This is a genomic window from Falsihalocynthiibacter arcticus (assembly GCF_000812665.2).
Taxonomy (GTDB): domain Bacteria; phylum Pseudomonadota; class Alphaproteobacteria; order Rhodobacterales; family Rhodobacteraceae; genus Falsihalocynthiibacter; species Falsihalocynthiibacter arcticus.
The window spans coordinates 977,356-1,001,838 of the sequence record NZ_CP014327.1; the positions used below are offsets into that span (position 1 = coordinate 977,356).

At 52.3% G+C, this 24,483-nt stretch carries 19 protein-coding genes and 1 pseudogene; 2 read left to right on the forward strand and 18 right to left on the reverse strand.

Annotated features, from left to right (window positions below):
- Nucleotides 1-33: 33 nt before the first annotated feature.
- From RC74_RS04875 to tssA, 18 genes and pseudogenes are all read right to left on the reverse strand, one after another.
- Entirely contained in the window at nt 34-747 is a 714-nt protein-coding gene (locus RC74_RS04875) for a PP2C family protein-serine/threonine phosphatase (RefSeq protein ID WP_039002375.1), read from the reverse strand.
- Nucleotides 744-1,361: a type VI secretion system-associated protein TagF gene (gene tagF, locus RC74_RS04880; RefSeq protein WP_082802404.1), complete on the reverse strand. Its 618-nt coding sequence runs from the start codon at nt 1,359-1,361 to the stop codon at nt 744-746. The genes RC74_RS04875 and tagF overlap by 4 nt, the downstream gene beginning before the upstream one ends.
- A gap of 2 nt (nt 1,362-1,363) precedes the next feature.
- A complete protein-coding gene (tssM, locus tag RC74_RS04885) occupies nt 1,364-4,939 on the reverse strand; it encodes a type VI secretion system membrane subunit TssM (protein ID WP_039002374.1) in 3,576 nt (1,191 codons plus the stop codon).
- Nucleotides 4,936-6,366 carry a type IVB secretion system protein IcmH/DotU gene (gene icmH, locus RC74_RS04890; RefSeq protein ID WP_039002373.1) on the reverse strand — a complete coding sequence of 477 codons (1,431 nt, stop codon included), beginning with the start codon at nt 6,364-6,366 and terminating at the stop codon, nt 4,936-4,938. Before icmH ends, tssM begins: the two co-directional genes overlap by 4 nt.
- An 18-nt stretch (nt 6,367-6,384) precedes the next feature.
- Entirely contained in the window at nt 6,385-7,725 is a 1,341-nt protein-coding gene (tssK, locus tag RC74_RS04895; protein WP_039002372.1) for a type VI secretion system baseplate subunit TssK, read from the reverse strand.
- A 32-nt stretch (nt 7,726-7,757) separates the two neighbouring features.
- Nucleotides 7,758-9,209, reverse strand: coding sequence for a type VI secretion system-associated FHA domain protein TagH (tagH, locus tag RC74_RS04900; protein ID WP_039002371.1), 1,452 nt, complete (start codon nt 9,207-9,209; stop codon nt 7,758-7,760).
- 8 nt (nt 9,210-9,217) lie between these two features.
- Nucleotides 9,218-9,520 carry a PAAR domain-containing protein gene (locus RC74_RS04905; RefSeq protein ID WP_039002370.1) on the reverse strand — a complete coding sequence of 101 codons (303 nt, stop codon included), beginning with the start codon at nt 9,518-9,520 and terminating at the stop codon, nt 9,218-9,220.
- A complete protein-coding gene (locus tag RC74_RS04910) occupies nt 9,517-10,131 on the reverse strand; it encodes a DUF6931 family protein (protein ID WP_039002369.1) in 615 nt (204 codons plus the stop codon). The genes RC74_RS04905 and RC74_RS04910 overlap by 4 nt, the downstream gene beginning before the upstream one ends.
- Nucleotides 10,132-10,143: 12 nt before the next feature.
- Nucleotides 10,144-12,242, reverse strand: a pseudogene (locus tag RC74_RS04915) (type VI secretion system Vgr family protein).
- Nucleotides 12,243-12,364: 122 nt separating this feature from the next.
- Nucleotides 12,365-15,118 (reverse strand): type VI secretion system ATPase TssH, encoded by a 2,754-nt coding sequence (tssH, locus tag RC74_RS04925; protein ID WP_039002367.1) that lies wholly within the window; start codon nt 15,116-15,118, stop codon nt 12,365-12,367.
- 44 nt (nt 15,119-15,162) lie between these two features.
- Nucleotides 15,163-16,155 (reverse strand): type VI secretion system baseplate subunit TssG, encoded by a 993-nt coding sequence (gene tssG / locus RC74_RS04930; RefSeq protein ID WP_156477414.1) that lies wholly within the window; start codon nt 16,153-16,155, stop codon nt 15,163-15,165.
- On the reverse strand, nt 16,152-18,026 hold the full coding sequence (tssF, locus tag RC74_RS04935) for a type VI secretion system baseplate subunit TssF (RefSeq protein WP_039002365.1): 1,875 nt from the start codon (nt 18,024-18,026) through the stop codon (nt 16,152-16,154). The genes tssG and tssF overlap by 4 nt, the downstream gene beginning before the upstream one ends.
- A 9-nt stretch (nt 18,027-18,035) precedes the next feature.
- Nucleotides 18,036-18,530 carry a type VI secretion system baseplate subunit TssE gene (tssE, locus tag RC74_RS04940; RefSeq protein WP_039002364.1) on the reverse strand — a complete coding sequence of 165 codons (495 nt, stop codon included), beginning with the start codon at nt 18,528-18,530 and terminating at the stop codon, nt 18,036-18,038.
- Nucleotides 18,523-19,347 carry a type VI secretion system accessory protein TagJ gene (locus tag RC74_RS04945; protein WP_039002363.1) on the reverse strand — a complete coding sequence of 275 codons (825 nt, stop codon included), beginning with the start codon at nt 19,345-19,347 and terminating at the stop codon, nt 18,523-18,525. Before RC74_RS04945 ends, tssE begins: the two co-directional genes overlap by 8 nt.
- 79 nt (nt 19,348-19,426) lie before the next feature.
- Nucleotides 19,427-19,900 (reverse strand): Hcp family type VI secretion system effector, encoded by a 474-nt coding sequence (locus RC74_RS04950; protein WP_269465519.1) that lies wholly within the window; start codon nt 19,898-19,900, stop codon nt 19,427-19,429.
- Nucleotides 19,901-19,992: 92 nt separating this feature from the next.
- Nucleotides 19,993-21,480, reverse strand: a complete 1,488-nt coding sequence (tssC, locus tag RC74_RS04955) for a type VI secretion system contractile sheath large subunit (RefSeq protein ID WP_039002361.1) — start codon at nt 21,478-21,480, stop codon at nt 19,993-19,995.
- 3 nt (nt 21,481-21,483) lie between these two features.
- On the reverse strand, nt 21,484-21,996 hold the full coding sequence (gene tssB, locus RC74_RS04960) for a type VI secretion system contractile sheath small subunit (RefSeq protein WP_039002360.1): 513 nt from the start codon (nt 21,994-21,996) through the stop codon (nt 21,484-21,486).
- Between the two features lie 77 nt (nt 21,997-22,073).
- Nucleotides 22,074-23,081 carry a type VI secretion system protein TssA gene (gene tssA, locus RC74_RS04965; protein WP_039002359.1) on the reverse strand — a complete coding sequence of 336 codons (1,008 nt, stop codon included), beginning with the start codon at nt 23,079-23,081 and terminating at the stop codon, nt 22,074-22,076.
- 322 nt (nt 23,082-23,403) lie between these two features.
- On the opposite strand from tssA, the gene RC74_RS04970 reads away from it, so the two are divergent.
- Both RC74_RS04970 and RC74_RS04975 read left to right on the forward strand, forming a co-directional pair.
- Nucleotides 23,404-23,841 carry a hypothetical protein gene (locus RC74_RS04970; RefSeq protein ID WP_335339579.1) on the forward strand — a complete coding sequence of 146 codons (438 nt, stop codon included), beginning with the start codon at nt 23,404-23,406 and terminating at the stop codon, nt 23,839-23,841.
- Between the two features lie 3 nt (nt 23,842-23,844).
- Nucleotides 23,845-24,465, forward strand: coding sequence for a MotA/TolQ/ExbB proton channel family protein (locus tag RC74_RS04975; protein WP_039002358.1), 621 nt, complete (start codon nt 23,845-23,847; stop codon nt 24,463-24,465).
- Nucleotides 24,466-24,483 lie beyond the last annotated feature (18 nt).

Below are 24,483 nucleotides of genomic sequence, written 5' to 3' on the forward strand. Positions count from 1 at the left end.
GCCTGCGCGCAAAACGCGTAGGCCACCCACCCGCTAAGCGACATCCACAACGATGATGGAAATGTTGTCCGCGCCACCGCCCTCCAAGGCGATATTCAGAAGTTTCTCGGAAACAGTTTCAATCGGCGCTCCCGTGATCGCTTGCTGCAATTTTTCAAACCCTGCGTATTTATTCAAGCCATCGGAACACAGTAAAAACCGGTCACCAGGCTCCAAGGTTCCGCGTATTTTATCAAGCTCAAGGTCATCGCCGACCCCTACAGCCCGCGTAATCGCGTTTGATTGTGGGTGGTGCTCGGCTTCGTCCCACGTCAACTGCCCCGCGTGGACCAGTTCAGCTACCAGCGAATGGTCCGAGGTTAACAGCTCAATTTTGCCGTCGCGCAACCGATAAAGGCGACAGTCCCCCGCCCAAAAGCAAACAAGGTGCTGCCCCGAAATCATCAGCGCAACCACGGCCGCACCGATGGTACCGCCGCCGCGCGATTCAATTTCGTCCAATATGATTTGATGCGCGTCAAAAATAGCCTTACGCAACGCTACCATTCGATCGGCAGGCTCAAGATCAAGTGGTAGCATCGCAACGGCATCGACAATCGTTTGCGACGCAAAATCGCCTCCCGAATACCCTCCCATACCATCGGCCACGACCCAGATATTTTGGTCCCCTAATGCAAGGATACTGTCTTCGTTGATTTTGCGAACTTTCCCAACATGGGTCACTGCGTTATGGCGTATCGCCCTCATGTCTGTGCCCCTATCCGTTGGTCATTTGTGTTCCAAATTGCGGCCTCTAAATTAAAAAGCCCTTCCATTTCACACTCATCCGGCAAACCAGAACACCGGATAGTCCGCGTGTCCTCGTCAAGACGCGCGCTCCAAACGCTGGTAGGCGATATGTCACGGGATTTTGGTGAAGCCTGAGGACCTTCCCCAACGAGCGGAATGGCACTCAAACGCGTGCTTAACGCCTCGGTGGTCATGCTGTCTTCGAGCGCATCTAGGGCGACAAGTTCCAATTCCTCAAAGGTCGCCGTTGCGGACAAATGTGCCTCAGAAACCTCAGTTAACAAGGCGATTGGCGTGACCAACGTAAGAGGAAACGCCCGCCCAACCCGATCCACTGACGGCATTAGAACGCCCATCGCTGCATTTTGCCCCGCAAGTGCAGGGCTTAACGTAAACCGCCAAATCGGTGCGGACATATAGCAGGCCTGCCAATCTTCCCCGAGTGAATTGCGCACATTACTCAGGCCCATCTGAAGCCATTGGTCCCACGGTCGCACAAAGTCCGACGAAACATTAATTCGGAAGAAATCTCCCAAACTGGGAATTTTCCCAAAGGCACCAAACCCAGCCACGATCAAAAAGATTTCGGGCAGCTGAATTTGGTCAGCGCCGGTAAAGCAAAGGGATTGAGGGCCGTGCTGGTCTGCATCTGAAAGATCGCAATGCGCCCGCCAATATTAAAAATGACCCGTTTTCTATCGGGAACATTCGTGTTGCGAACCTCGGCTGAGTCTAACATGCGAAACCACGCCCACGGTCCCGTTTGTGTGATCGCACTTTCCGAATTTCTTTTCTCCGGAGTGAACGATATGCGTGCACCACCAACGGGTCCGGGCCAACGTACAGCGGCCGGTCGAGGGATTTTATCTTTATGCTGAAAAGTCACGGGCTGCCCGTCAATCTCCAACAGAATTCCGCGCGCTTTTGGATCAAGTGCTTCGGGCGTCATTTGAAAGCCGACGTTGATCACAGGCGACCCCGCAAAGAAGGCGTCCCGAATTTGCGCCGCATTCTCGAACTGCTGCAACACGGCCTGAGAGATCCCCAAATCGGTATTGTTGACCTGTTTAAAGCTCCAAGGGCTTGTCTGAACATCCACAAATTTTGCGAGGTTGTCTTTGAAAAACTTGTCCATCTCCCCGTCGGGACGGAACAATGTCGCAAAGTCTGGAATCGCAGCCTCAGCCCGAGCGCGGTGTGTAAACGGATACGTGTTGTTAGCGACGCGTTCGCAGATTGGCAGAACCGTTTGCTGCCACTGGGCGTTTATCCCAGCGCGCGTTCCCTCCGTGGCAATCCCTGACGAACCAACAACAATTTGCGAAGACCACCGCTTCATAGGTCCGTTTGAAACCCGACCGACGGCTGCCTGAAACCGCTGGAGTGCAACACTTGAATCTTGTGGATTACCGATGCCACCCGCGAAATTAAGATTGCTAAGATCCTGATACACATCCTTGAGGATATCGATCAATTCATCCAACTGTGACCCTTGCCCTTCGGGTTTGTTTGTCAATTGGTGCAGCCACGCAAAGTGATCCTCGACAAACTGGCCCGGAGGTTGTGGTTTACCGCCTGTTTCAGTTTGCGCTGAGGTCATGGCCTCTAGGAAAATCCGCCCATTCGTGGAAAGCCCGCGTCGCGCCAGACGCGTTCCGATGGTTTGCGCCCCATCCGCAACCGCCGCTGTACCATTCCCTTCATCGCTCTCGGCGGTTAGGTTTGTTTCGTAAGATACCGCTTCCAAAACATTTCCAATGGGCGAGGTTGGCCCAGAAAGCACGTTGGTGACTTCGACAGCATTCGCCAAGTCACTCATGGGAATAATATCGAGATCGCCGAGCAACGTGTCGTATTGCAAGACGAAATCACCATAATAGAGGTCCAAAACATCTCGACTCATTGCCATAAGTGCGGCTTGGCTTTGTTCCTGTTGCGCGCTTTCGCCGAGGACCCAGCTTTCGCGCTGAATGCGGGTTGCGATACCTAGAGCTTCCTCCAGAAAAACTTCGTTGAAGCCGGCGTAGGTGTAAATGCCGGGAATCCCGTCGTTAAGTTGCTTGCCCGATGAGCGACTAAAGGCGCGCGTAATAGCAGGGCCACCGATATCCGTGAGCCGCCAAGCAGGAAGCTCTGTCGCTGCGGCGGAATTGATAATCCCGTTATACACCCGCTGCGATTGTGGCATTTGCGTCAACACACGTTGCACCGCCTCGACCAAATCATTATTCAGCGCGATGGGGTCAAGGGGCGCAGATAACAGAACGTCCAAATGCCCAAGCAAGTCTTCTCGCATGGGTTCGCCACGAGTATCGGGAAACGCCTGTTCCCAATCGGATTGCATCCAGTTGATGATTAAATCGCGATTGAGCGGACCAACCTGCCCCAAAATGAGGTAAACTTTCAAAGCGTCATAGAGCAAATCAGGATTGTTGATGTTTGTTTGCAGTTGGTTTTCAAGTCGCAAGAAAAGCCGTGGCAGCAAAAATTGGTTCAACGACGCCCGATAGCTTTGACGCTCTTGGTTGTTCATGATTTTGCCTTGAAACAGGCCCCATCCCCTGCCTTCGGACGATAGATCAGCGTCCATTTGTGGATTGTCAGGAAGATCGCGCAGAATGTTGAGCGCGGGGATAATAGACGCCAGATCGGTGTCACCGACAGGGTTTGGCGGAATTTGAGCAATGGCCGACCGATAGGCATCGAGGTCTGTTTGGGTGGCCTTGGCAACGGCTGTATTGCCCTGAAAACTCTGTGCCCAAACGACGCCCATAAAGATCGCGGCGGAAATAGCGGCGGCAAAAGCGGCGCGTTTGGTCCATCGATACCGACGTTCTACCTTGTCGTCCGCCGAAACAAGACCAGCTTCTTGAAAGATCACCTGATCAAAGAGGCGCGTCAGGAAATAGGATCGCCCCGTTCCGCGCCCCGAGCCAATCGCTTGGCGACCAATGCCAAAGGTGCGGGCCATGCCCATCATCAAACGGTCAATCGGCGTGCCTTCTTGGGTGCCCGACGTGAAGTAAATTCCCCGAAGCATTTGGCGATCTTCGAATTTATTCTCTTGAAAGAGCTCCGCTAAAAACGTCTGCGCGACCCCTTGAACTGAGGCCACTTGCGCAGGGAAACTCGCGATCATACTACGGCGCTGAATGTCGGTCTCGTTCTGCATCCGCTCCAAGGATTGCGCATTCAAGCGTTGCAACAACAGCGAAAATTCCTCATCAAACGTAGCAATCGGCGACACTTTGGCCTTTTTGGTGATCAACGGCAGCGTGAAGCCCCAGACCTGCTCGCGCTCCACTTTGCCCAAAGGTTCGTAAAACTCGGAGAAACCCGCGATCAAATCGGCTTTGGTAAACAGCACGTAAACAGGAAAGTGCACCCCAAGTTTTTCGCGCAACTCTTGTAACCGACGGCGCAATGCGACCGCGTGGCCTTTTTGGGTTAGCTCATCTTGCATCGAAAGATCAGACAGGCTGATGGCAATAATGGCCCCGTTAATCGGCTGTCTTTTGCGATGTTTTTTAAGTAGCCCCAGAAATCCAAGCCACGCCGCGTTATCGGCTTCGGCATCGCTTTCTTGGGTGGTATAGCGTCCCGCCGTATCGACCAAAACGGCATTGTCCGTAAACCACCAGTCGCAATTTCGCGTGCCACCAACACCGCCAACAGCGGTTTTTCCAATTTCATCCGCGAGAGGAAACTGCAGACCAGAATTGACAATCGCGGTGGTTTTCCCCGCACCGGGTGGGCCAATAATGACGTACCAAGGCAGCTGGTACAAGTGTTTGCGCCCGTGTTTGGATTTGCGCAGACCGAGCATCGCGGCCTTCAGCTTGGCGCCCATTTCACCAAGTTCTTCGGTCACGGCCTCATCTGGCGCACCCGTCTCATCGGCCATGCTTGCAAAGTCATCGGCAAGGTCTGTGTCACGTTTGCTGTGGACCAACAAAATCGTGAGAATAATCAGAAGCGCAACGATCCAGAGAAGGGCCAACCCAATAAGGCGCCCCATAACACTGTCAAATGGATGCCAATCGCCAAACCCTAGAAAGCCCCCGAGGAACCAAAGGCAAACCGACAAAATGAGCGAGAGGATGACGGTAATGCCAACCCCCGATCCTAAGGCTTTAAGCACTTTCTTCATTCCGTCAGTTCCTCGCGCAGCAGTATAATTTCGATGCGCCGATTTTCAGCGCGGCCTTCCGACGTATCATTACTCGCAATCGGATCCGTATCAGAGCGCCCTTCGGCGACCAAACGGCTGGCGTCATCCAATTCAGGTGAAATGCTTTTGCGAACCATCTCCGCACGGGCCAACGACAAAGCCATGTTGTTTTTAAACCGCGCCGACCGAATGGGCGAACTGTCAGAATGTCCGGCGATAATCACCTGTCCTCTGGTGTCATTGAGCGCGTTGGCAACCCGGGAGAGCGGCACCAAGAAGGCAGGAGTGAGCGAATCCGATGCGGATTTGAACATGTCCTTGCCCTTAATCCGCACTGTAATAGTGTTGGCGTCCTGAAAAACAGAAACCAATCCCTCGTCGATTTCAGCCTTCAAAATCTCCGACACACGGTCTTTCTGCGCGATAACTTCTACAGAAGGTTCAACCACAACAGGCGGCGCGCGCCGTTCCAATTCGGCAATACCCGTGGGATCAATCACCGTGAATTGCGCCAATATTTTGTCCGTAGAGTTCGACAATAGGTTTGAAAGCACCAGAAACACGATCGTCATAACGGCGGCCAGTGCGCCCACCGATATCCAGAAAGGCTTCCACGCTGACAACTGGCGCAACGGTTTATTCAACCCCATCCAATGAGGCGACAGATCATGCTCGATGTCACCCTTTTGCGTGCGAATAATCCGCGCGAGCCCCGTGCGGATGTTCATATGTTTATCAACGCCGCCGGCTTCGACTCTCAAACGGCCCTCGAACCCCAGCGATAAACACACATATAGGAATTCCAACAGGTCGATATTTTGCGCGGGGTCTTTTTCAAGACGTGCAAGAAGATCATAAAAACGGTCGCCGCCGACAGTTTCACGATGGAAAGTCGCGACCAAAGATTGCTGGCCCCACGTAGAAGCGCCACCCCACGGCGTGTTGAGGACAACATCGTCCAATGTGGCACAAATGGCGTAGCGCGCAACTTTGATCGTTTGCGGATCGATCTTGGCTTGCATGGCGCGGTTTTCAAAAGCCCGCACTTCCGCAATCACCGAACGGCGCATGGTTTCTGGATCGGCATGCTGGGCGCGGTTGCGAATACGGCTTACGAGGGAAAACAACGTTGAAGCTGCGGCATGGATCGGATTGAGGCCCGTAAAATCCTCGACTGCGGATTGATCTTGCTGAGGTGGCGGCGTGCTTGGGGCGGGCGCCGCTGGCGCGGGAGCGGGCGCGTTAAACCCTGCGGGGTCATTGTAATCCACAGGACTAGGAGCCGCCGGAGCCGGAGCAGGCGTCGTGCCAAAAGGAGCAGACGCAGGCCTGCGCCCCCCCGGATTGGGGCGGATCACTGTGCGTTCGTTGTCGTTTGGTTCCGCAAATGGGTCGTCATCTGACATCGTTATCTCACAATTCTTCTAGCTCTTACGGATCGCCCAGAGCTCCATTTTAAGCCCCGGATACTCTCCAGACACATGCACGGCGATGCCGCCCGAAGTGGTCATTTTCCCCCAATAGGGGTTGGTGCCATCGAGTTCATAGTACACACAATTCGCGTTGAATGGGATTTGGCGCGGAGCCACGGGAAGGGGCCGCATCGGAATGCCAGGCAAAGCCGAGTTGACCAACTGGCGAATTTCCTCAACAGGGCCAATCTTGGATTGCCCTACGAAATGCCGCCGCAAGTTTTCGGCAGGAATATCCGCGCTCACGGCAAGGACAAATCCAGCCGTGCTCAATAGTTTACGATCCGCAATCACACCAACGGAAATTCCGTATTTACGTGGATCAAGCGGGATGGAAACCGCTGTTTGCTCCAACACAGCAGAGAGGTACTGGCGCAAAAGTCGGATTACGGGCGCGAATGTCGCCGAGAGATCGTGGTGCTGGTACGCCGGAAATTGCGGCGGGTGTTTTTCCGGTGCCATGAACGTCGAAAGCTCGCCTGCCAGCGAAACACAGTCCCGATAAAATTGAATGGGGTGTACATTTTCAATCATCTGGAGATGGCGTATCACGGGCAAGACGCGATTGATTGTCTGAAGCAAGAGGAAATCCTGAATTTCCGCCGCCCCTTTTGCACTGCCACTTTGGCTCATGCGGCCTGACAAAACGGTCATCCGATGGTTCAACAAACCCTCAAGCTCTTGCATAAACCCGTCGAGGGTTTGGGCCGCGCGCAGGTCAAGACAAGACGGAATAAACGCGCCATCCAAAATCACTTCTTGGTCTGGGCGCACCTCAACAATCCGCGCGATCGGAATGACCAAACGGTCGGCCAGATCATCAACCTCAAGCGCGAATTGCAGACGTAATTTCCCAACGGTCAGCGTCGCCGCCTTTTTGCCAGAGCCCGTAGTATCGGTAACTTCAACCTCAGAGGAGCGAAACCGTGTCGCCGACAATTCGGTCCCACTGGTATCGGCTTCGGCTGCGCCCTGACGGCGTTGCGGAACGCTTAAATAGACGACACAATCTTTGATGCCCGCGGGAACATCGAGCGCTGGCGGGTGATCTTCAACATTTGGCACGCGAAACACGGTGCCGTCCTGTGTCAAACCCGAGCAGGATTTAATCGCGAATTGACCAACCTTTAGAACGTCTTGATCAATCTCGAGATCAGTAACGCCCCATGCATAGGGTGCAATACGCCGCGCCAAACCGGCAACGAGCGCTTCGGTGTATCGGTCTGCCTGTTGGAAATGGTGAGGCTGTAAAAACAGCCCCTCGGTCCACAATACTTTGCTATCCCACGACATATAGTTGCTTCAACTCCCAGCTAGGCTGTGCATCACTTCAACCTATCAAGCTGGTCTTGATAGGCCTTTGCGAATTCATTGCTAAATAGATCTTGGAAATCATTTTCCGCCTGATCCACAATCTCTTGGTATTTATGTTCAAAACCGTCCCAATAGCTGGCCTTTTTGTTCGTCAAAGGGGAGCGAAAACCACGATCAGACTCGATCAATTTCACCAGAGCTTTTGGCTCCATTTTTGCCAAAACCCCCTTCAAGGCGGCTTCCATTCCCGTCATCATTGCGACTTCATGCGCTTTGATATCGGTCAGAGCTTGTTCTGACGCAGCGACCGCATCCATGTATCCTTTGGTCGTTGGTTTCACCATACTCTCAATGGCTTGCTCGGGACTAACGGAAAATTTCAACGGGTTGTTCCCGCCATGACTGATCATGGTTTGATTAATCCGAAATTCCGATTTGATCGTTGCGCGGGTCATGAGAATTTCGCGCACGCCGAGGATCATCGTGCGCATGACTTTCCCAAGACGGTCCATCGTTTCCTCAAGAGCATCGTCCGAACAGGATAAAGCCCCCTCGCCCAGCGCGTTCAAAAAGGCACGCGCGGCGCGATCATCCCCTGTGGTGGCAACCGGTGTCGCAACAGTTTGCGCCGTTAATGTCACTTCAACGCGGGGCGGCGGAGCGACAGGTGCAACATCCAACGGCTCTTCTGGAATTTCAACGATGGGCGTGGGAACAGGGGGGACTGCAAAGGGGTCTAAAGGCGAAGCATCCTGTGTGTCTGAACCACCAATCGGGCCCAAATCGCCCAAATCCCAGTCGTCAGGAATTGCGCTTGACGCTGGGGCGGAAGCTGAGAAGGAGTCCTCCAAAGAGGAAGAATGTTCCGAAATGCTCGCACCCTGATCGCGGTTTTCCTCTTGCCGAGGCATCATTAGATCATCGTCGTCATCGCCCATCGGCGGCATGAGTCCGTCATCGCCTATCTGGTCGCGTATCACGCTTTGGTGGCCCTGAATCGGCGTACTCGGACCAAGGAGGTCATCCAAAAAATCATCGCCCGATGAATCGTCTAGGACATCCATAATCTGGGCTGCGCCCGTTGTCAGTGGGGCGGATTGATAATCAGATTGTGACTCAAAAGAATCCGGAACTCCAGCAGGCACTCCAGCCGCGATCTCGACCAACAACTCATAGGTGCCAATCGACAGAATATCGCCGTCATTCAAAGGGGTGGGCGTGGGGCCAAGCGCGGCTTTATTGTAATTTAAGAAGGTGCCATTGGTCGAGAAATCAATAACCACAACATTGCCGCCATGATCCTCAATCGCACTGTGGCGTCCCGAAATCACTTTGTCGGGGTCGGGCAAAACGAGGTCGTTTTGATCGGATCGCCCAATCGTCATCGACGCTCCAGACATCCGAAATGGCTGTGCATTGCCCGGAATGGTACCCGTCGATTGAAAATGTAAGATAACGGTCATTGTAGCGGCTATCCCCCCACAAGAACGGTTGGACATCCCGGTCCGGCGACAGCGCCACCGTGAGCCGTTGAATCGCCAATCCGCACAAGGGGTCGCCCACCAACCAAAACAGTCGCGGACCCTTTGATCAGAGCATCAGGCGGGCCCACGCAAACCGCCATATTTCCAAGCGGAGCGGCAGGCATCATTCCGATCAAAACTGTCGGAACCCCGGGCGGCGCAATCGGCCCCCCAACGTGAGGAATCGGCGGAATTCCCGGTGTAACCATCGGGCAAACGTGCATATCAGTAATACGAGCTGCGGGCGTCAAGACGGCATCTCCTGTGTGTCTTTTTGTTTGTTTAACGTAACATTGCCATTGCCGCCACGGGCAATATTCAGCGCTCGGTTGATCAACAATTTCGCCGTCACCGCGATATCCTCGCCCATGCCCATTGCGATAATATTCATCCCAAACGCCGACGACTGAGAGGCCCCCGCAGGCGCTGGGTATTGCGCAAGGTTTCCCGGTCCAAGCGTATCCGCACTAAAGACAACCGCGATTGCGCAATGCACTGTGTCGTCATCCATATCCGCAAGCTCAACGGCCACACGCGCCGCCTCTCTTGTTTCATCCGAGGGGCTACGCACCCATTTTTCCGCCGCCAAAAGGGGGGCTGGAAGGCTTTCAACATCTGGCCCAGCAACATCGCGTGCGGCAAGGCATGCCCACCAGCACCGTTCGCGCGGCGGCAAAGCAACAGACATCAAACGCAAAATATCGATATAGGCTTCCGCGCCGTCGAGTTCCTGTAAAACGGTTGAAACGCTGGCGTTCGCGGGCGCCTTTACTTTGGTACCCAGTTTCGCGTTCGCCATAGCAAGCAATCGCACGGCGGGCTGATTTGGGACTTTCTTGAGGTCGGTGTAATCTGTCGTCATCCTGCGCCTCCCCTAGTTGATGGTGGTCAAACCGCCCTTTAAAACAAGCATCGCATCGCCCTTAACTTGGGTCATCGGCGCTTTGGCCTCGATCATAGCGGTGCCCTCTATCTTGATCATCGGCCCTTTAATGGTAACCCCGCTTGGGTCAATTTTAATGCTTGATGGGCCAACTTTCAAAGTGATCGACTGCATTGCCGTCATGTCAATTTTACCAGCCTTTGTGTCCAAAGTGAAATTGCCCATCGAAATCGTGGTGGATTCATTACCGGATTTAATCTCCCGCGTGACGTTGCCTTCCTTGACGGTCTCGGTCACATTTCCGATAATTACCTGCGTAGACTTCCCCTCGATCGTCTCAGTTTTGTCCTTCTTGATCGCAATCGTTTGTTCGCCCGCTGATACGGTAAATGTGTGATTACCTTTTTCAATAATCTCATCCAGATTGTTCTCAATCTCAACCTTCATACTCTTTTCGCCATCAGCTTCCGCCTTGAGGCAATCGTCTTCGTAAGGGTATCCGACCTTGACGTGGGCGCTGTTTTTGATGGTTTGAACGTAGTCCTTTTCGGACTGAAACCGCACCAACTCATCGCCCTTCTTGTCCTCAAACATAAGTTCGCTAAAGCCACCGCCGCTCTTGGAGCTGTTGGTTTTCATCCCCATCCGCGTTGCGTTTTTGGGCAATTCATACGGCGGCATGTTGTCTGCGTTATATAGCACTCCTGTGCAAATGGGGCGATCGGGGTTTCCTTCCTCAAACTGAATGACAACTTCGTGGCCAATTCTAGGAATTGCAATTGTGCCCCAGTTTTTACCAGCCACTGGCATCATTGTTCTGATCCAACACGTCGTCTTATCATCGTATTTGCCTTCGCGATCCCAATGGAACTGAACCCTAATACGACCATACTTATCCGTATGGATTTCCTCGCCACTCGGCCCCGTTACGACGGCGGTTTGAACACCGTGTATTTCTGGTTTAGGAGTAATTTCCGGCATTCTAAAAGCGGCATCTTTTCTAACAACTTTGCATTGAATACGTGTGTGCTCATACTCGCTCAGCCCAAAAGCTTCTCGTTCTTTTAGCAAAGGCTTTATTTTGGAACCACTCCCTGCTTCCAAAAGAAAATATTGCTTGAGTTCAGTTATCATGAAGTCTTCAGACCCCGTGTCGTGCCGAGGATGATCAATCAACTCGAATGTATCACCAACACCGAGGTTCAAAATATTTCCCTCGGCACTCCACGATTGAAAGGCTGCGGCCGTCGCATCCATCTGATATTTCGAAAAATTTTCCCCAACTTCAGTTTCAAGATAGCGGCCTGGATATTTGTAAATTTCGTAATCGCTATAGGTGTGACTGCCACTGTCCTTCGAGGCCACAGATGTGAGATCTGCTTTAGGTCTCTCAAAATTATAGTCATCCAGAGTTACTTTTCCGCTGACAACCTTCTCCGCCGCGTCCCATCGATAAAAATGGTCCAATTGCAGTTCTGCTTCGTCGTCGCGAAAGGGAAGTTTGCTGTCGACTTTCACGTTAGAATGCGCCGCGATCGAGTCCGCCAGTACCATTTTCGCCTGACTATCCTTGTATTGAAAAAAGAAGTAAATTCCCTCTTCCTCAAGAAGGCGCGTGATGAATTCAAGATCCGTTTCACGGTACTGAACGCAATACTCGCGTACCGCCTCAGCCCCGAAAGGGAAGTTTTCAAGTTAGCGCTAAAACCGTGTTCGCTCAGGACATTCTTTACAATTTCGGTGGTTGTCTGGTTCTGAAAAATGCGATTGTCCTGCTTTCGAGACAAAAACCAAATCCATGGTCGAATTTCGGCGAGGTAATGACCATTTCCCGATGACGACCCCAAATATTCCGCACACACGCAAATACCGCAAAAGTACTGCTGTTTTTCGTCCTCTCCGAAAATCTTGACATCCATACTTTTGCCGACGAACTCACCCAAATCTAACAAGAGATCATTTGACACAAATTCGATCCGCGCTAGGGGCACGCTATTCATTGCCCCCTCAACGATTCCGGCAATAAGTTTGACAGGAAGTTCTTGCCCATCGGCAGTCATCTCCATGGCATAATTTGATTTGCTTTTCATGCCATCCCCCTTTTGATTACGGCGCCGATCGTGCCCAAGTCAGGCCGATTTTCAGTTTATTCAAAGCTAGCAGGCAAACCCAAGAACCCTCAGGTGTGCCTACCATATTCGAGAATGTCTATTTATTCAAAGCTATAGACAAAATCGTGGTCTTTCACATCGATGGACACTTTGGACACATGCTTGCCCTCCATCATGCGCGTCAAAAATTCCGAAGAAATTTCAGGCAACATGGTGTTGGTCACAATAGTGTCGATCATCCGCCCACCAGACTCAAGTTCCTGACAGCGATTCACAATTTCATCAACCACAGCGTCGGTATATTCAAACGGAACACCGTGATTTTCCATGGTCCGCTTTTTGATACGGTTCAATTGAAGGACAGTGATCTTGCCGATCATATCCGGAGACAAAGGATAATATGGGATGGTCACAAGACGACCCAACAAGGCTGCTGGGAAAATCTTGAGCAACGGTTCCCGCAGCGCCTTGGTTATACCATCAATTTCAGGCATCAATTCTGGGTCGGCGCACATATCCATAATCAGGTCAGAGCCCGCATTTGACGTAAGCAAAATCAATGTATTCTTGAAATCGATGACCCGTCCTTCTCCGTCTTCCATGACACCTTTATCAAAGACTTGGAAAAACACCTCGTGCACATCCGGGTGAGCCTTTTCAACCTCATCCAAAAGCACAACGGAATAGGGTTTGCGGCGCACAGCTTCGGTCAAAACGCCGCCTTCGCCGTAGCCCACATAGCCGGGAGGTGCCCCTTTCAGGCTGCTGACCGTATGCGCTTCCTGATATTCGGACATATTGATCGTGATGACATTTTGCTCACCGCCATACAGAACTTCGGCGATTGCCAAAGCGGTTTCCGTTTTGCCCACGCCGGATGTCCCCGCCAGAAGGAAAACACCAATTGGCTTGGACGGATTGTCCAATTTTGCACGGCTGGTTTGGATACGTTTGGCGATCATTTTCATCGCGTGATCTTGGCCGATGACCCGCTTGGCGAGATGCGTTTCAAGGTTCAAAACTGTTTCCAGCTCGTCACTCACCATGCGCCCAACCGGAATCCCAGTCCAATCCCCAATAACCGTCGCGACGGCCTGTTCATCGACAATCGGAAGGATCAGGCCTGTTTCGCCTTGAAGCGCCTGAAGTTCGATATTTTTGGCTTTGAGTTGCGCCATCAACTCGGCGCGCGCTTCTGCATCCAGAACAGACGTCTCAGCCGCTTGCGCTTCCTCCCCTTCTGGAAGGTCTTCACTTTGCACAGCCTCCGCCACGGGATCATTCGCAGTATCAACCGCCGCCGCGCCTTCGCGCAACTGAGCTCGCAAGTCGAGGATGTCTTTGACGACAACCTTCTCCGCTTCCCAACGCACATCCAGCTCAGCGAGACGCGTTTCTTCGGATTTCTTGAGTTCCGAAATGACCATACGCCGATCTTCGACGTCATAACCGGCGGTACCATCGCGGTCGATAATCTCAAGCTCGGTGGTCAAAGAATCGATGCGCTTGCGGCAATCATCAACTTCGGCTGGAACGGCGTGTTGGCTAATCGCGACCCGCGCACAGGTTGTATCAAGCACGCTTACCGATTTGTCGGGCAATTGGCGGGCGGGTATATACCGCGCTGACATCTTAACTGCAGCTTCGATTGCCTCATCAAGGACCTGAACGCCGTGGTGTTTCTCGAGCATCGACGCGATGCCCCGCATCATCAAAATCGCCTTAGGGACACTGGGCTCTTCCACTGCAACCACTTGGAAACGACGCGACAATGCCGGATCTTTTTCGATATGTTTTTTATACTCGGCCCAAGTTGTCGCGCCAATCGTTCTAAGTGTACCACGTGCCAACGCAGGTTTGAGCAAGTTGGCGGCATCGCCCGTTCCCGCAGCGCCACCCGCACCAACAAGCGTGTGCGTCTCGTCGATAAACATAATGATCGGCGTCGCCGAGGCCTGAACTTCTTCAATAACAGCCTTAAGACGGTTTTCAAACTCGCCCTTCATTGAGGCACCCGCCTGCAATAGACCCACATCAAGCGCCAAAAGGCGTGCGCCTTGCAACGCAGGCGGTACATCGCCGCGGGCAATCCGAAGGGCAAAGCCTTCAACGACCGCCGTTTTACCAACACCCGCCTCGCCCGTGAGGATCGGGTTGTTTTGCCGACGCCGCATAAGCACATCGACAATCTGGCGAATTTCCTGATCGCGCCCAACAATAGGGTCGATTTTGCCGTCTTTGGCTTGCTGGGTCATATCTGTGCAATACTGCTGAAGGGCCTCTTCCTTGCCCATCGACGCAGGCGACATCGCGCCTGATGCTTCACCCGGAACCGCACCGCCACCCGTGTGCGATCCATCCATCGCTACCAATGACTCTTCAGGGGACCCTTCTGTGATGGTGGCGAAATTATCGGCCAAATCATCTGGAAGGATGCGTGCGAACTCTTTTGAAATCCCGAGGAAAATATTCTGCAACTGCTTGGTTTTCATCATCCCAAGAACCAAGTGACCGGTGCGAACTTGCGACGCTGAATACAACAGCGAGCCATAAACCCATGCCCGCTCCATCGCATCTTCGAGGTGCTGGGACAGGTCGGAAATCGTGCTTGCTCCACGCGGAAGCGCATCCAATGCGCGCGTCATATCCGAAGCAAGGCGCGATTGATCGACTTTGTAATGCGTGATGATTTTATGAAAATCGCTGTCAGGAAGCTGTACGATTTGCGCCAACCAATGTACGATTTCAACATAGGGGTTGCCCCGCATTTTGCAAAAAACTGTGGCACCCTCGACGGATTTATACCCCAGCGAATTCAGCTTTCCAAACAAAGCAACGCGACTGATCTCGGTCATAATATTGTCCTTCCCATTACAGCTGCCCTGCTAAATTTCGGCTGCTAGTTTTTTTGTAAATTTCTCGGTTCTAGATACAATTCACCTGCATCTTTATTCGTGTCACGCTCGCCGACCCACGTCGTATACCCCAAGCGCGCATCTTGGCCTAAAATCATCGCAGGCACTTGGTCCCCGCGCAAAATAATATTCACGTCCCAATCCAACACATCGCCCACATAGTTGCGCACAATCGCCACCAGTTTTTCAATCGCCATGCTGCCCGGCATCAATCGTTTGTATTCCTCAAGCGAAACGGGGCCCACAATCAGCCGGAACTTAGCCGCCCGAGACCATACCCGCGTGCCAACACTTGTAGTTTGCCCAAGCCCACCGGGCGCGCCAAGTTGCCAGCGATCTTCGGGTTCAAGCTCAAGCCAACTGCCGACAAATTCCTGCAAATGAAACTTTGCGTGAAAAAAACTCGAAAGCAGCGCAACCAGCCCCTCAGCATTTTTTGCTCCCTGCGCCAATTGGCCGGAGAAATGGCGTTTGGATAGGTCGGGCATCGCATCTCGGTTGCGCAGGTGTTCGCCGTGCAATCCAGCGAGCGCCGCGACGTGACTTTCGAACTCGGAATCGCTTCCCCGATCAAAATCAACAGCGGGCTGCCCCGTGACCCACGCGCGGTATAAAAGGCTCATCAACCGATGGGTTAACATATTCGCGAAGGCTACAAAGGACGGATCACGATTGTTGATTTGGCGTTCGCGCGCATACTCCGTCAGGTGCACGGGCAGCGGGCCGTTTGGCCCGAAAAAGCCGAAAAACCTGTTTATCAATTGCGCCGGACCGTTGGCATCTGGTGGGATAAATGAGCGGATCGTCGTTGGTGGAAACGCCATGCGCGCCTCTTGACCCAAACGCACCGCATCTTCGCGCGGACGCCGTGAGCGCCCAAGCTCTGGTGAGTCGGGAAACTGCGCTTCGATGATGCGCAGCGCGAGGAAAATATGGTGGGATTCAGGGGATTCTGTGAGGTTTTCGAAATGCGTCAAATCACCCTCCCCAGTCCAGTTTCCGGACGCCAACGCGCGATTTCGCCATTTTGCTGGGTTGTGAGAACCGTTTCCGTGAAACTGTTGATTGTCACATATTTACGAAAGAAACGCTCCAAAACCGAGCCGAGTAAATAAACGCTCGCACCTTCAAAAAAGCTCTCGTCCATTTCGAGCTTGATTTCCAAACCACGCACGGCGGTGGACAGGCCGCCGTCACTTATTCGCCGCACAATCGGGCGACTTGAAACCGAAGTAATCCCCTCCAATTGCTTGTTGGTCGCGCGATCCCCTTTGGGTGCATAAAGGCCAACCAATTCCCGCAACGCGGCGGCGCCTTCGCCCGTGTCGGTATCGGCGATCGACAAATAATTCAAACTCAGGTGACTGATAAGCCGCCACGCCGCGTCGCCCTGCGCCAATGTCGGACGGGGACGCGTGGGATTTATGGGGGTGCGCACCATGCTCACGGGCCCGCCGTCGGGCAGGTGAAACAGATCGGTTTCGCCAGTTGGGAGCAGGATCGGCAGGTCGCGGTTTGTAACCATCGCACGCGCCGAAAGTTGGGACATTTCGGCGCTATAGGGGGCTTGGTTCGCGTCTACCAAGGTGAGATAGGCTTCGGAACCTAAATAACTTGTCCGCGCACCCTTGAGACGCTCTTTTTCCGTACGCTGCCGCATTTTGCGTTTTATTGTATAAAACGACGCATGTTGGTCGCCCGCCGGAGAGAAGTCATCCGCGGAATAAAACGGCCGCAACTCAATATCATCTTGGCCCTCGGCGCGAATGCCCATCACGTTCAACAGGGAATATATTTCAAAACTTTGCCCCGAAGTGCGGTCCGCCACAACATGATGTTCAACATTGTTGCTCGAAATCTGAACCCGATCACAGCGTTTTTCAAACAGATTGATTGCAGGCACACAATTGAGGGAAAACGCTTCTGGCGTTACCCCAGATTCGATTTCCGGCTTCCCGTCGCGTAGCAGAATATAGACATCCATTGCGTCACCGACCGCGCGTGACAAACCCGCCGAAAGATCGCCGATCTCAAGAAAATGAAACCGCTCCGGCATTGCAAAATACTCTTGCAACAAACGGTAGCCATCAAAGGATTGACGCGGGGTTGGCAAGAGGGCTTCCTCCCGCGAAAAACCAAGTGGCTCAACCCGCGACTTAAGGGGCTTGGTCCAATCCGCACGCGGATCCGTAGAGCGCGCAACGATGCCTGTGTTTTCAGTGCACAAAAGCTGATGCAACTGCCAGCCCAGCGCACCTTTCCCACCCAAAAACAGGTTCAAACGGTCCAGCCCCAATTCACCTATGGGGGCATTTCCGTGGCGTTTAATCCGTAGCCTGATCGCGGCGCGCGCCTCGATATTTGACGCAACCCCAGCGGCAACCAACGCGCCGCGCCCATCAATGTATTCGGCCTCAGATATTTCAATGGGCCACAAAGTCATTTCGGCAGCGGTTCGAAATTCGCAGGCCGTCTGTAATCCATTGGTTAACCGCGACCGAAGCCGTGTGTTGCGGGGCATAACGTGACCATCGGCAAGCGACGCATTCTCCATATCGGGCTGGAGTTGCGCAACCATCATCGACGGAATTGGCGCGAGATAATGCGGGTAGATAATTTCGAGCAAATGACTGGTAAACGCCGGGTATTGCATCTCAAGTTCAAGCTGCACCCGCGCTGACAAAAATGCACTCCCCTCAAGCAACCGCTCAACATATGGGTCTAGAACTTCGACACCATCCATGCCCAAACGCGCTGCGATTTTTGGATAGGAATCGGCAAACTCCGCCCCCATCTCGCGCAAAAATGTCAGCTCTTGTTCGTAGTGTTTAAGAAGGCGTGTGTCCATTCTGTCCTATTAATCGCTTTCCAACTGTAACTGACCCGTAGTCAAATCAACCTGTGACCGAAGGTACAACTCCATCGGAAGGGGCTGTGCCCACATGTCCGCACGAATGTCGAACTCAACAATCGTCTGACTGCCATCTTTGTTCTTACGTTCCAAAATTTCCAAAGTCCCCTCTTTGATACGAGGCTCAAAAAGGGTGATTGCACGATGAATCGATTTTCGAATTTCTGCGGCTCTTTTCTCTGTTGAAAAATCGCCAGACACTTCCCTGACACCGTAATTTAGTACCGACTTACGCACATGAGGATGCTCGTCTTCATCAATGATCGTGTCCAGATTGTTGCAATTCAACAGCCATGCAAGGTCACGGCGAATGATGTCGCGCAACCGCCGTAAATTGATCACTCGCGCATCATGGGTCTCGTTCTTGTTTTCAGGCTCAAGATCGGTCAATCGATCTAACAAAGAGGGCTGCAATCTCTCTGTTATGGTCTTATCAGCCATCGGTTTCCCCTTCGCCAACCGGTAGCGCATCCATTTCAAGAGAACGCAGATCCATCAGCGGGGTTTCCGAAGCATCCGTCGTTATCAAACGCTGTCCGTTTCCGACAAACGTCTCCGACCCAAGGTCCGACCATGTTGTTGCGCGTGAAAGCATGGCGGCATCGTCGCCCGATTGGTAAGTTCCCGTATAACGGGTTGGAATCAAAGCAACAAACTCGCCGCCATTTTGAACAGTGAGTTGCGCAGCGGTCCACACAGAATCCCGTAGGTCTTCGGGCGCTTCAACGGTCATGGTACGGATGGCACTAAACGGCATCCAAAAATATCGCCCGTTGACGATGATTTCCAAGATAGGGCCAAGCCGCATATCCGCATCCGCGATCCACTCAAATCGCTGGCCGTTAATGACGCCGCCCATATCAGGCACAAGGTCAAAGGCTTTGCCGCGTAAGTCCGCAGCCTGTCCCGCGTTTCCAAGCGCCAAGGCCTTGTTCGCCTCGATCATCAGCGCGACCCATTGAACCGGGTCGCCAAAAATGAGGGGGTCTTTTTCGCCGGCGAAAACCTTTTCGCGAAATACTTCGCAAATGATCGCCTCGCGATAGGCCTGTGCCATTGGAATGGCGATAGGGTCAAGCTCGGCAGACAGTTTCAACTGTGCCACGGCACGTTTCCAGTCGCCCATCACACATAGCAATTGAAACAGGAATATCCGCAATTTTGCGTCACCGGGATTGGCGCGAACTGCGGATTGAAGCGCGTCGAGAGCGCCCCGCAAATCGTTAGCTTGTAACAACTCTCTTGCATCGGCGGTCAAAAGCGTTCTCCCCTAGAATTCTTTAAAAATAAGGTCGCCGCCCCAAGATTTTGAGGCGACGTATTTCCTAAAACAAACCCTATTTGGGTTCGTTTGCACCGATGTTCCACTTGAACTCTTTAACTGTGCCGGAGTCGCCAGTATCTTTTTGCTCAGTGTATTTCACTTCAACTTTTTCAAAATTGAATGACACATTTTCTGTCAAACGGTCTTCTCCACCCGAACCACCTGTGCTCACTGATGTAACCAACACGTTTTCCAATTTGATGATCATATACTCGAGAGGCTTTTTACCAGCCTTGCGAACAGTCAGAGTCGCCGAAGGAAAATGGTCGCCGTTCGCGCAATAGAGCTGAAGAATTGGCGATGACAAATCAAGCCATTTCGTAATGCTTATGTCCTGAAAGTTTGCCTTGCCCGAACCGCCACCGCCGCCGCTGTGAAAGCTACCTGCGTTGCTTATTCCCCATGACCACGCAAGAACGTCGATCTCACCTTTATGAGTGCCATCTTTTGACTCGCCTGTGATTTCGCCTTCGATATCAAGAAACATGTCTAATGCCATGTGTATTCTCCTAAACTAATTTTGCGGTAAATTCCGCGGTAAAAATGATAGATGGCGCGCCGATTTTGGCGCGCCAACGGTTAGGATTTTTCTGACGGTAGCTTTGAAACTAACCGCAAGGAAGCCGAAAGGCCTTCAAGTTGGTAATGCGGCCGCAAGAAAAATTTCGAAGTGTAGTACCCTGGATTTCCTTCGACTTCCTCAACCACAACACTTGCTGCTGCAAGCGGCTTGCGGGCTTTTTCGCCCTCGCTTGAGATACTCGATGAGTGGTCGATATATTGGTCGATCCATTTTTGTAAAAAGAGCTGCATATCTTCTCGGCTCTTGTACGATCCGACCTTGTCACGCACCATACACTTCAAGTAGTGCGCAAAACGGCATGTCGCAAAAAGATACGGCAAACGTGCCGCAAGGTTTGCGTTCGCTGTCGCATCCGGATCATCATATTCCGCAGGAAGATGCAGAGATTGCGCGCCAATAAAGGCCGCCATATCTGTATTCTTACGGTGGATAAGGGGCATCAACCCGCCTTTGGCAAGCTCTGCTTCCCGACGATCCGAAATACCGATTTCGGTTGGGCATTTCATATCAACGCCGCCGTCATCCGTTGGGAAGGTGTGTGTTGGCAAATTGTCAACTGTCCCGCCGGATTCAACGCCCCGGATACGACTACACCAGCCATATTCCTTGAAGGAACGGTTGATATTGGTCGCCATGCCATAAGCCGCATTTACCCAGGCAAAGTTTTCGGATTCAGCATTGCCAGTGTCTTCTTCGAAGGCAAATTCCTCAACAGGGTTGGAATTCGCGCCATAGGGCTGCCGACCAAGGAAGCGTGGCATTGTCAGACCAAGGTATTTTGAATCTTCTGATTTGCGGAGGGAATTCCACGCGGCATATTCTGGTGTGCCGGTGATTTTAGTCAAATCACGTGGATTCGCCAATTCCTGCCAGCTTTCAAACTGCATCAAAGAAGGGTCAGCGCCCGTGATGAACGGCGCGTGTGCAGCCGCTGCGACTTTGGCCATTTCGCCAAGAAGCTCAACATCTGGAGCGGAGTGGTTGAAGTGATAATCGCCTACTAAACAGCCATAAGGTTCGCCACCAAACTGACCGAATTCTTCCTCGTAGAGCTTCTTGAAGATCGGTGATTGATCCCAAGCTGCGCCCTTGAACTTGCGGAGCGTTTTGTGCAAATCCTTTTTCGAGATATTCATAACGCGAATTTTCAAGTTTTCGTCTGTCTCAGTGTTATTCACCAGATGATGAAGGCCGCGCCATGCGCTTTCCAACTTCTGGTATTCTTCGTTGTGAATGATTGCATTGATCTGAACGGACAGTTTTTTGTCAATTTCGGAGATGATAGATTCAATCGATTGAAGTACATCGTCAGAAATCAGACCCGTGTTTGCAAGCGCATGTTGCGCAAGTGTCTTAACCGCAGTTTCAACCGCAGATTTTGCAGTATCGGTGCGCGGCTTAAATTCTTTGGTCAACAGGCTCGCGAAATCGGCTTCTTGAGTTTGTGTCGCGCCAACTTCGTCGACTTTTGCTTCTTCAGCCATGGGTTATTCCTCTCCTGCGTCTGCATCTGTAGCAGCAGGAATTGCCGCCAGAGATTTCAGAAGTTCGGGATTATTCATTGCGTCGGCGATCAATTCTTCAGCGCCAGGTTTGCCATCCATGTATGTCATCAGGTTTGACAATTCGTTGCGCGCATCCATCAATGCTTTGAGCGGCGCGACCTTGGCGGCAATGGCACCGGGAGAAAATTCGTCCATGCTTTCGAACGACAGATCAACCGACATATTACCTTCGCCCGTTAGGGTATTAGGAACGGAGAATGCAGCGCGCGGCTTCATCGCCTTCATGCGGCTATCAAAATTATCAACGTCGATTTCCAAGAACTTTCGGTCAGCAATGCCGGGTTGCGGCACTTCCGATTTTCCGGCGAGATCCGACATAACGCCCATAACGAAAGGAAGTTGAACTTTTTTCTCGGCACCATACAATTCAACATCGTATTCGATCTGTACGCGTGGCGCTCGATTTCGCGCAATAAACTTCTGTGAACTTGACATATATTTCTCCGTTTTGTTGGACTTAGCGGTACATTTTCACTGTCGGGCCCTCGTGGCGGCAAAGTGCCTCGGCCTTGTTATTCTTCGTCGGAAATCCCCCCAACCCGCATGACATTATCGACACCGTCAGGAGCCATATCCTTCATGATGGTCAAGAAATCAGCGCCAATCAAACGTTTGGCGCGATGCAACATTACTGGGACGGGGCTGGAGGGTTCGTTGGCCGAATAATAGGCCAGAATCCGGTCGATTGCATTTTCGACATCTCGGCGTGTTGAAATTGTACCAGCGGGCGCAGAGGTTGCCTTGACGGGCGCAACGCCGCCCTCCTCAACTTCTTCTGCGATTTCTTCAACGTCCGCGCCAACCTCATTGCCCAAACGCACCACGGCACGATTGACCATCTTCACAAGGGGCGAAAGATCAGGACCAAGGCCCGGAATTTTCTCATCAAAGACACCGTCAATCGCGCGCACGTCTTCAAGGACGGCAAGGGCGCTATCGTAAATGAGCCTCAATTCTTCACTGTCAGTGTCTTGAAATGCTGCAGAAATCCCAGCGGCATCGAGCGTCCGTTCAGCGCCCGCAGAGGCCGTGGCCTCACCCTCTGAAATCGCAATATCGCGCAACGAAATGCGCCCAAACGCCTGACTCATGGTCAGAGGCGCGAGGCGGATCCATTTGAGCATCATATCGGAATCAGACAACCCCAAAATTGTATTCACCCGCAGCGTCGGATCATCATCATCTTCGTCATCCAACTGTGGATGGCAGCTTTCCCAATACTGTTCCAAACAGCCGCGAATATAGCCTGTAACTTCCGCAAGTCCTTCAAAGCCCTGCGTGCGTACGCGAGACGCCGCCAGATACACAGCCGCACGCAAATCGTGACTACGCTCCAAAACGGCCGTCGCTTTTTCAATTATTTCCGCGTCTTTGGGCGCTTCCGCCTCAATGATTTGATCTCCAACTTGACGCTCTTCGCCGGGCTGTACCGCAAGCAACAAGGAGGCAAAAATAGCGTCATATTCTAAATCTTCACCACTCGGAGCATCATCTCCGAAGTTTACTAAAAGCGAATTCAAATCAGACTCCCCCGACGATTTTGGCTCACAGAACCTCAAAACTGTTATTACACCAGATTACAGTACAATTTTTGAGGTGCAGGACCACAAAACACCGTTCCGGCATATTATTATAAAAGAGCAAATTAGCTCACGAAAAAAAAATTATTTATAGGCACGAGTTTGATCTCCTGCGGGACTTGTTCGCAATATCAGCCCTTACGCTATCAGATAAATCAAACATTTCCAGAAGTTATCTGAAGAAAAGAAGAGAAAAAATCCCTTGACCGCTCCGAGTCTCTCCACGCATCGTGAAAAGGACCGAGGTAGAGGAGCCTAATCCATGATTTTTTTTCGTACCGCAGCTTTGATAGCAGGCATAGTTGCATCTTCAATGTTCGTGCATCCCACACTTACCCTCGCGGATACAGGACAGCTCTCAATTGAGTTGAATAAATTTGAATCAAATGAGAACGGAGGATGCCAAGCCTTCTTCCTCTTTCGCAACCAGACGGATCTGACTTTCGAAGGTTTTGAAATGTCCTTCGCCGTTCTCAACAATGAAGGGGTTATTGATCGCCTCCTCACGATCGACGCGGCCCCTCTTCCTGCGGCGCGCACGACCTTAAAACTGTTTGAAATTCCAGAAACGACTTGCGACGGAATATCAGCGCTTTTGTTGCATGAGCTTGCCTCTTGTCGCCCACAAAACGCCGAGGAAATGGACTGCTTTCCCCTCCTTGATTTGGCCAGCCGCACCAACGCCAGTCTGGAGAAGTAGCCGATGCAACACCTCCTCGGAATCTTGACCAGTGGGGGGCCCATCGTTCTGGTTCTTCTCGTTCTTTCGGTGTGTTCTCTGGCGCTCATTGGTGTCAAACTCGTCCAGCTTCGGGGCACAATTTCCAATGGTGAAGCGCAGAAAGCCGCGCTTGAAAAATGGGCCACGGGCGACAAACGCGCAGCCATTCAATGCATGGAATCAGCGGCGACACCTGCTGACAACATTACCCTCGTAGCCATGCAGGCTTTAGCATCGGGCCAAAATGCGGATGCCATCGACGGCGATCTAGAATGGCGCGGCAATCAAGAAATATCCGGCTTGCAGCGGCACATTCCGCTTTTGGAATTGATCGCCATGATCAGCCCTTTGTTGGGTCTGCTTGGCACAGTCCTCGGCATGATCCAGTCGTTTCAGGAACTCGCTTTGGCGGAGGGTGCCGCAAACGCGTCCCTTTTGGCGGCCGGTATTTGGCAAGCCCTTTTAACCACAGCAGCGGGCCTCTTGGTCGCGATTCCTGCGGCCGTCGGCGCGGCCCTTCTCAATACGCGCGTCGAGCGGGTGGCCCAGCAAATTGAATCCTCAACAGGGCAGCTTTTTGCGCTGAACCAAAAGAAACCCTAGCCAAAACGACACCCAATT

What these genes read in the sequence shown, in the direction of transcription:
- RC74_RS04970 (WP_335339579.1), top strand. Translation starts at nt 23,404, where the DNA reads ATGATTTTTTTTCGTACCGCAGCTTTGATAGCAGGCATAGTTGCATCT.
- tssE (WP_039002364.1), bottom strand. Translation starts at nt 18,530, where the DNA reads ATGGCTGATAAGACCATAACAGAGAGATTGCAGCCCTCTTTGTTAGAT.
- tssB (WP_039002360.1), bottom strand. Translation starts at nt 21,996, where the DNA reads ATGTCAAGTTCACAGAAGTTTATTGCGCGAAATCGAGCGCCACGCGTA.
- icmH (WP_039002373.1), bottom strand. Translation starts at nt 6,366, where the DNA reads ATGTCAGATGACGACCCATTTGCGGAACCAAACGACAACGAACGCACA.
- RC74_RS04875 (WP_039002375.1), bottom strand. Translation starts at nt 747, where the DNA reads ATGAGGGCGATACGCCATAACGCAGTGACCCATGTTGGGAAAGTTCGC.
- RC74_RS04975 (WP_039002358.1), top strand. Translation starts at nt 23,845, where the DNA reads ATGCAACACCTCCTCGGAATCTTGACCAGTGGGGGGCCCATCGTTCTG.
- tagH (WP_039002371.1), bottom strand. Translation starts at nt 9,209, where the DNA reads ATGACCGTTATCTTACATTTTCAATCGACGGGTACCATTCCGGGCAAT.
- tssF (WP_039002365.1), bottom strand. Translation starts at nt 18,026, where the DNA reads ATGGACACACGCCTTCTTAAACACTACGAACAAGAGCTGACATTTTTG.
- tssH (WP_039002367.1), bottom strand. Translation starts at nt 15,118, where the DNA reads ATGACCGAGATCAGTCGCGTTGCTTTGTTTGGAAAGCTGAATTCGCTG.
- RC74_RS04950 (WP_269465519.1), bottom strand. Translation starts at nt 19,900, where the DNA reads ATGTTTCTTGATATCGAAGGCGAAATCACAGGCGAGTCAAAAGATGGC.
- tssK (WP_039002372.1), bottom strand. Translation starts at nt 7,725, where the DNA reads ATGTCGTGGGATAGCAAAGTATTGTGGACCGAGGGGCTGTTTTTACAG.
- tssC (WP_039002361.1), bottom strand. Translation starts at nt 21,480, where the DNA reads ATGGCTGAAGAAGCAAAAGTCGACGAAGTTGGCGCGACACAAACTCAA.
- RC74_RS04910 (WP_039002369.1), bottom strand. Translation starts at nt 10,131, where the DNA reads ATGACGACAGATTACACCGACCTCAAGAAAGTCCCAAATCAGCCCGCC.
- tssM (WP_039002374.1), bottom strand. Translation starts at nt 4,939, where the DNA reads ATGAAGAAAGTGCTTAAAGCCTTAGGATCGGGGGTTGGCATTACCGTC.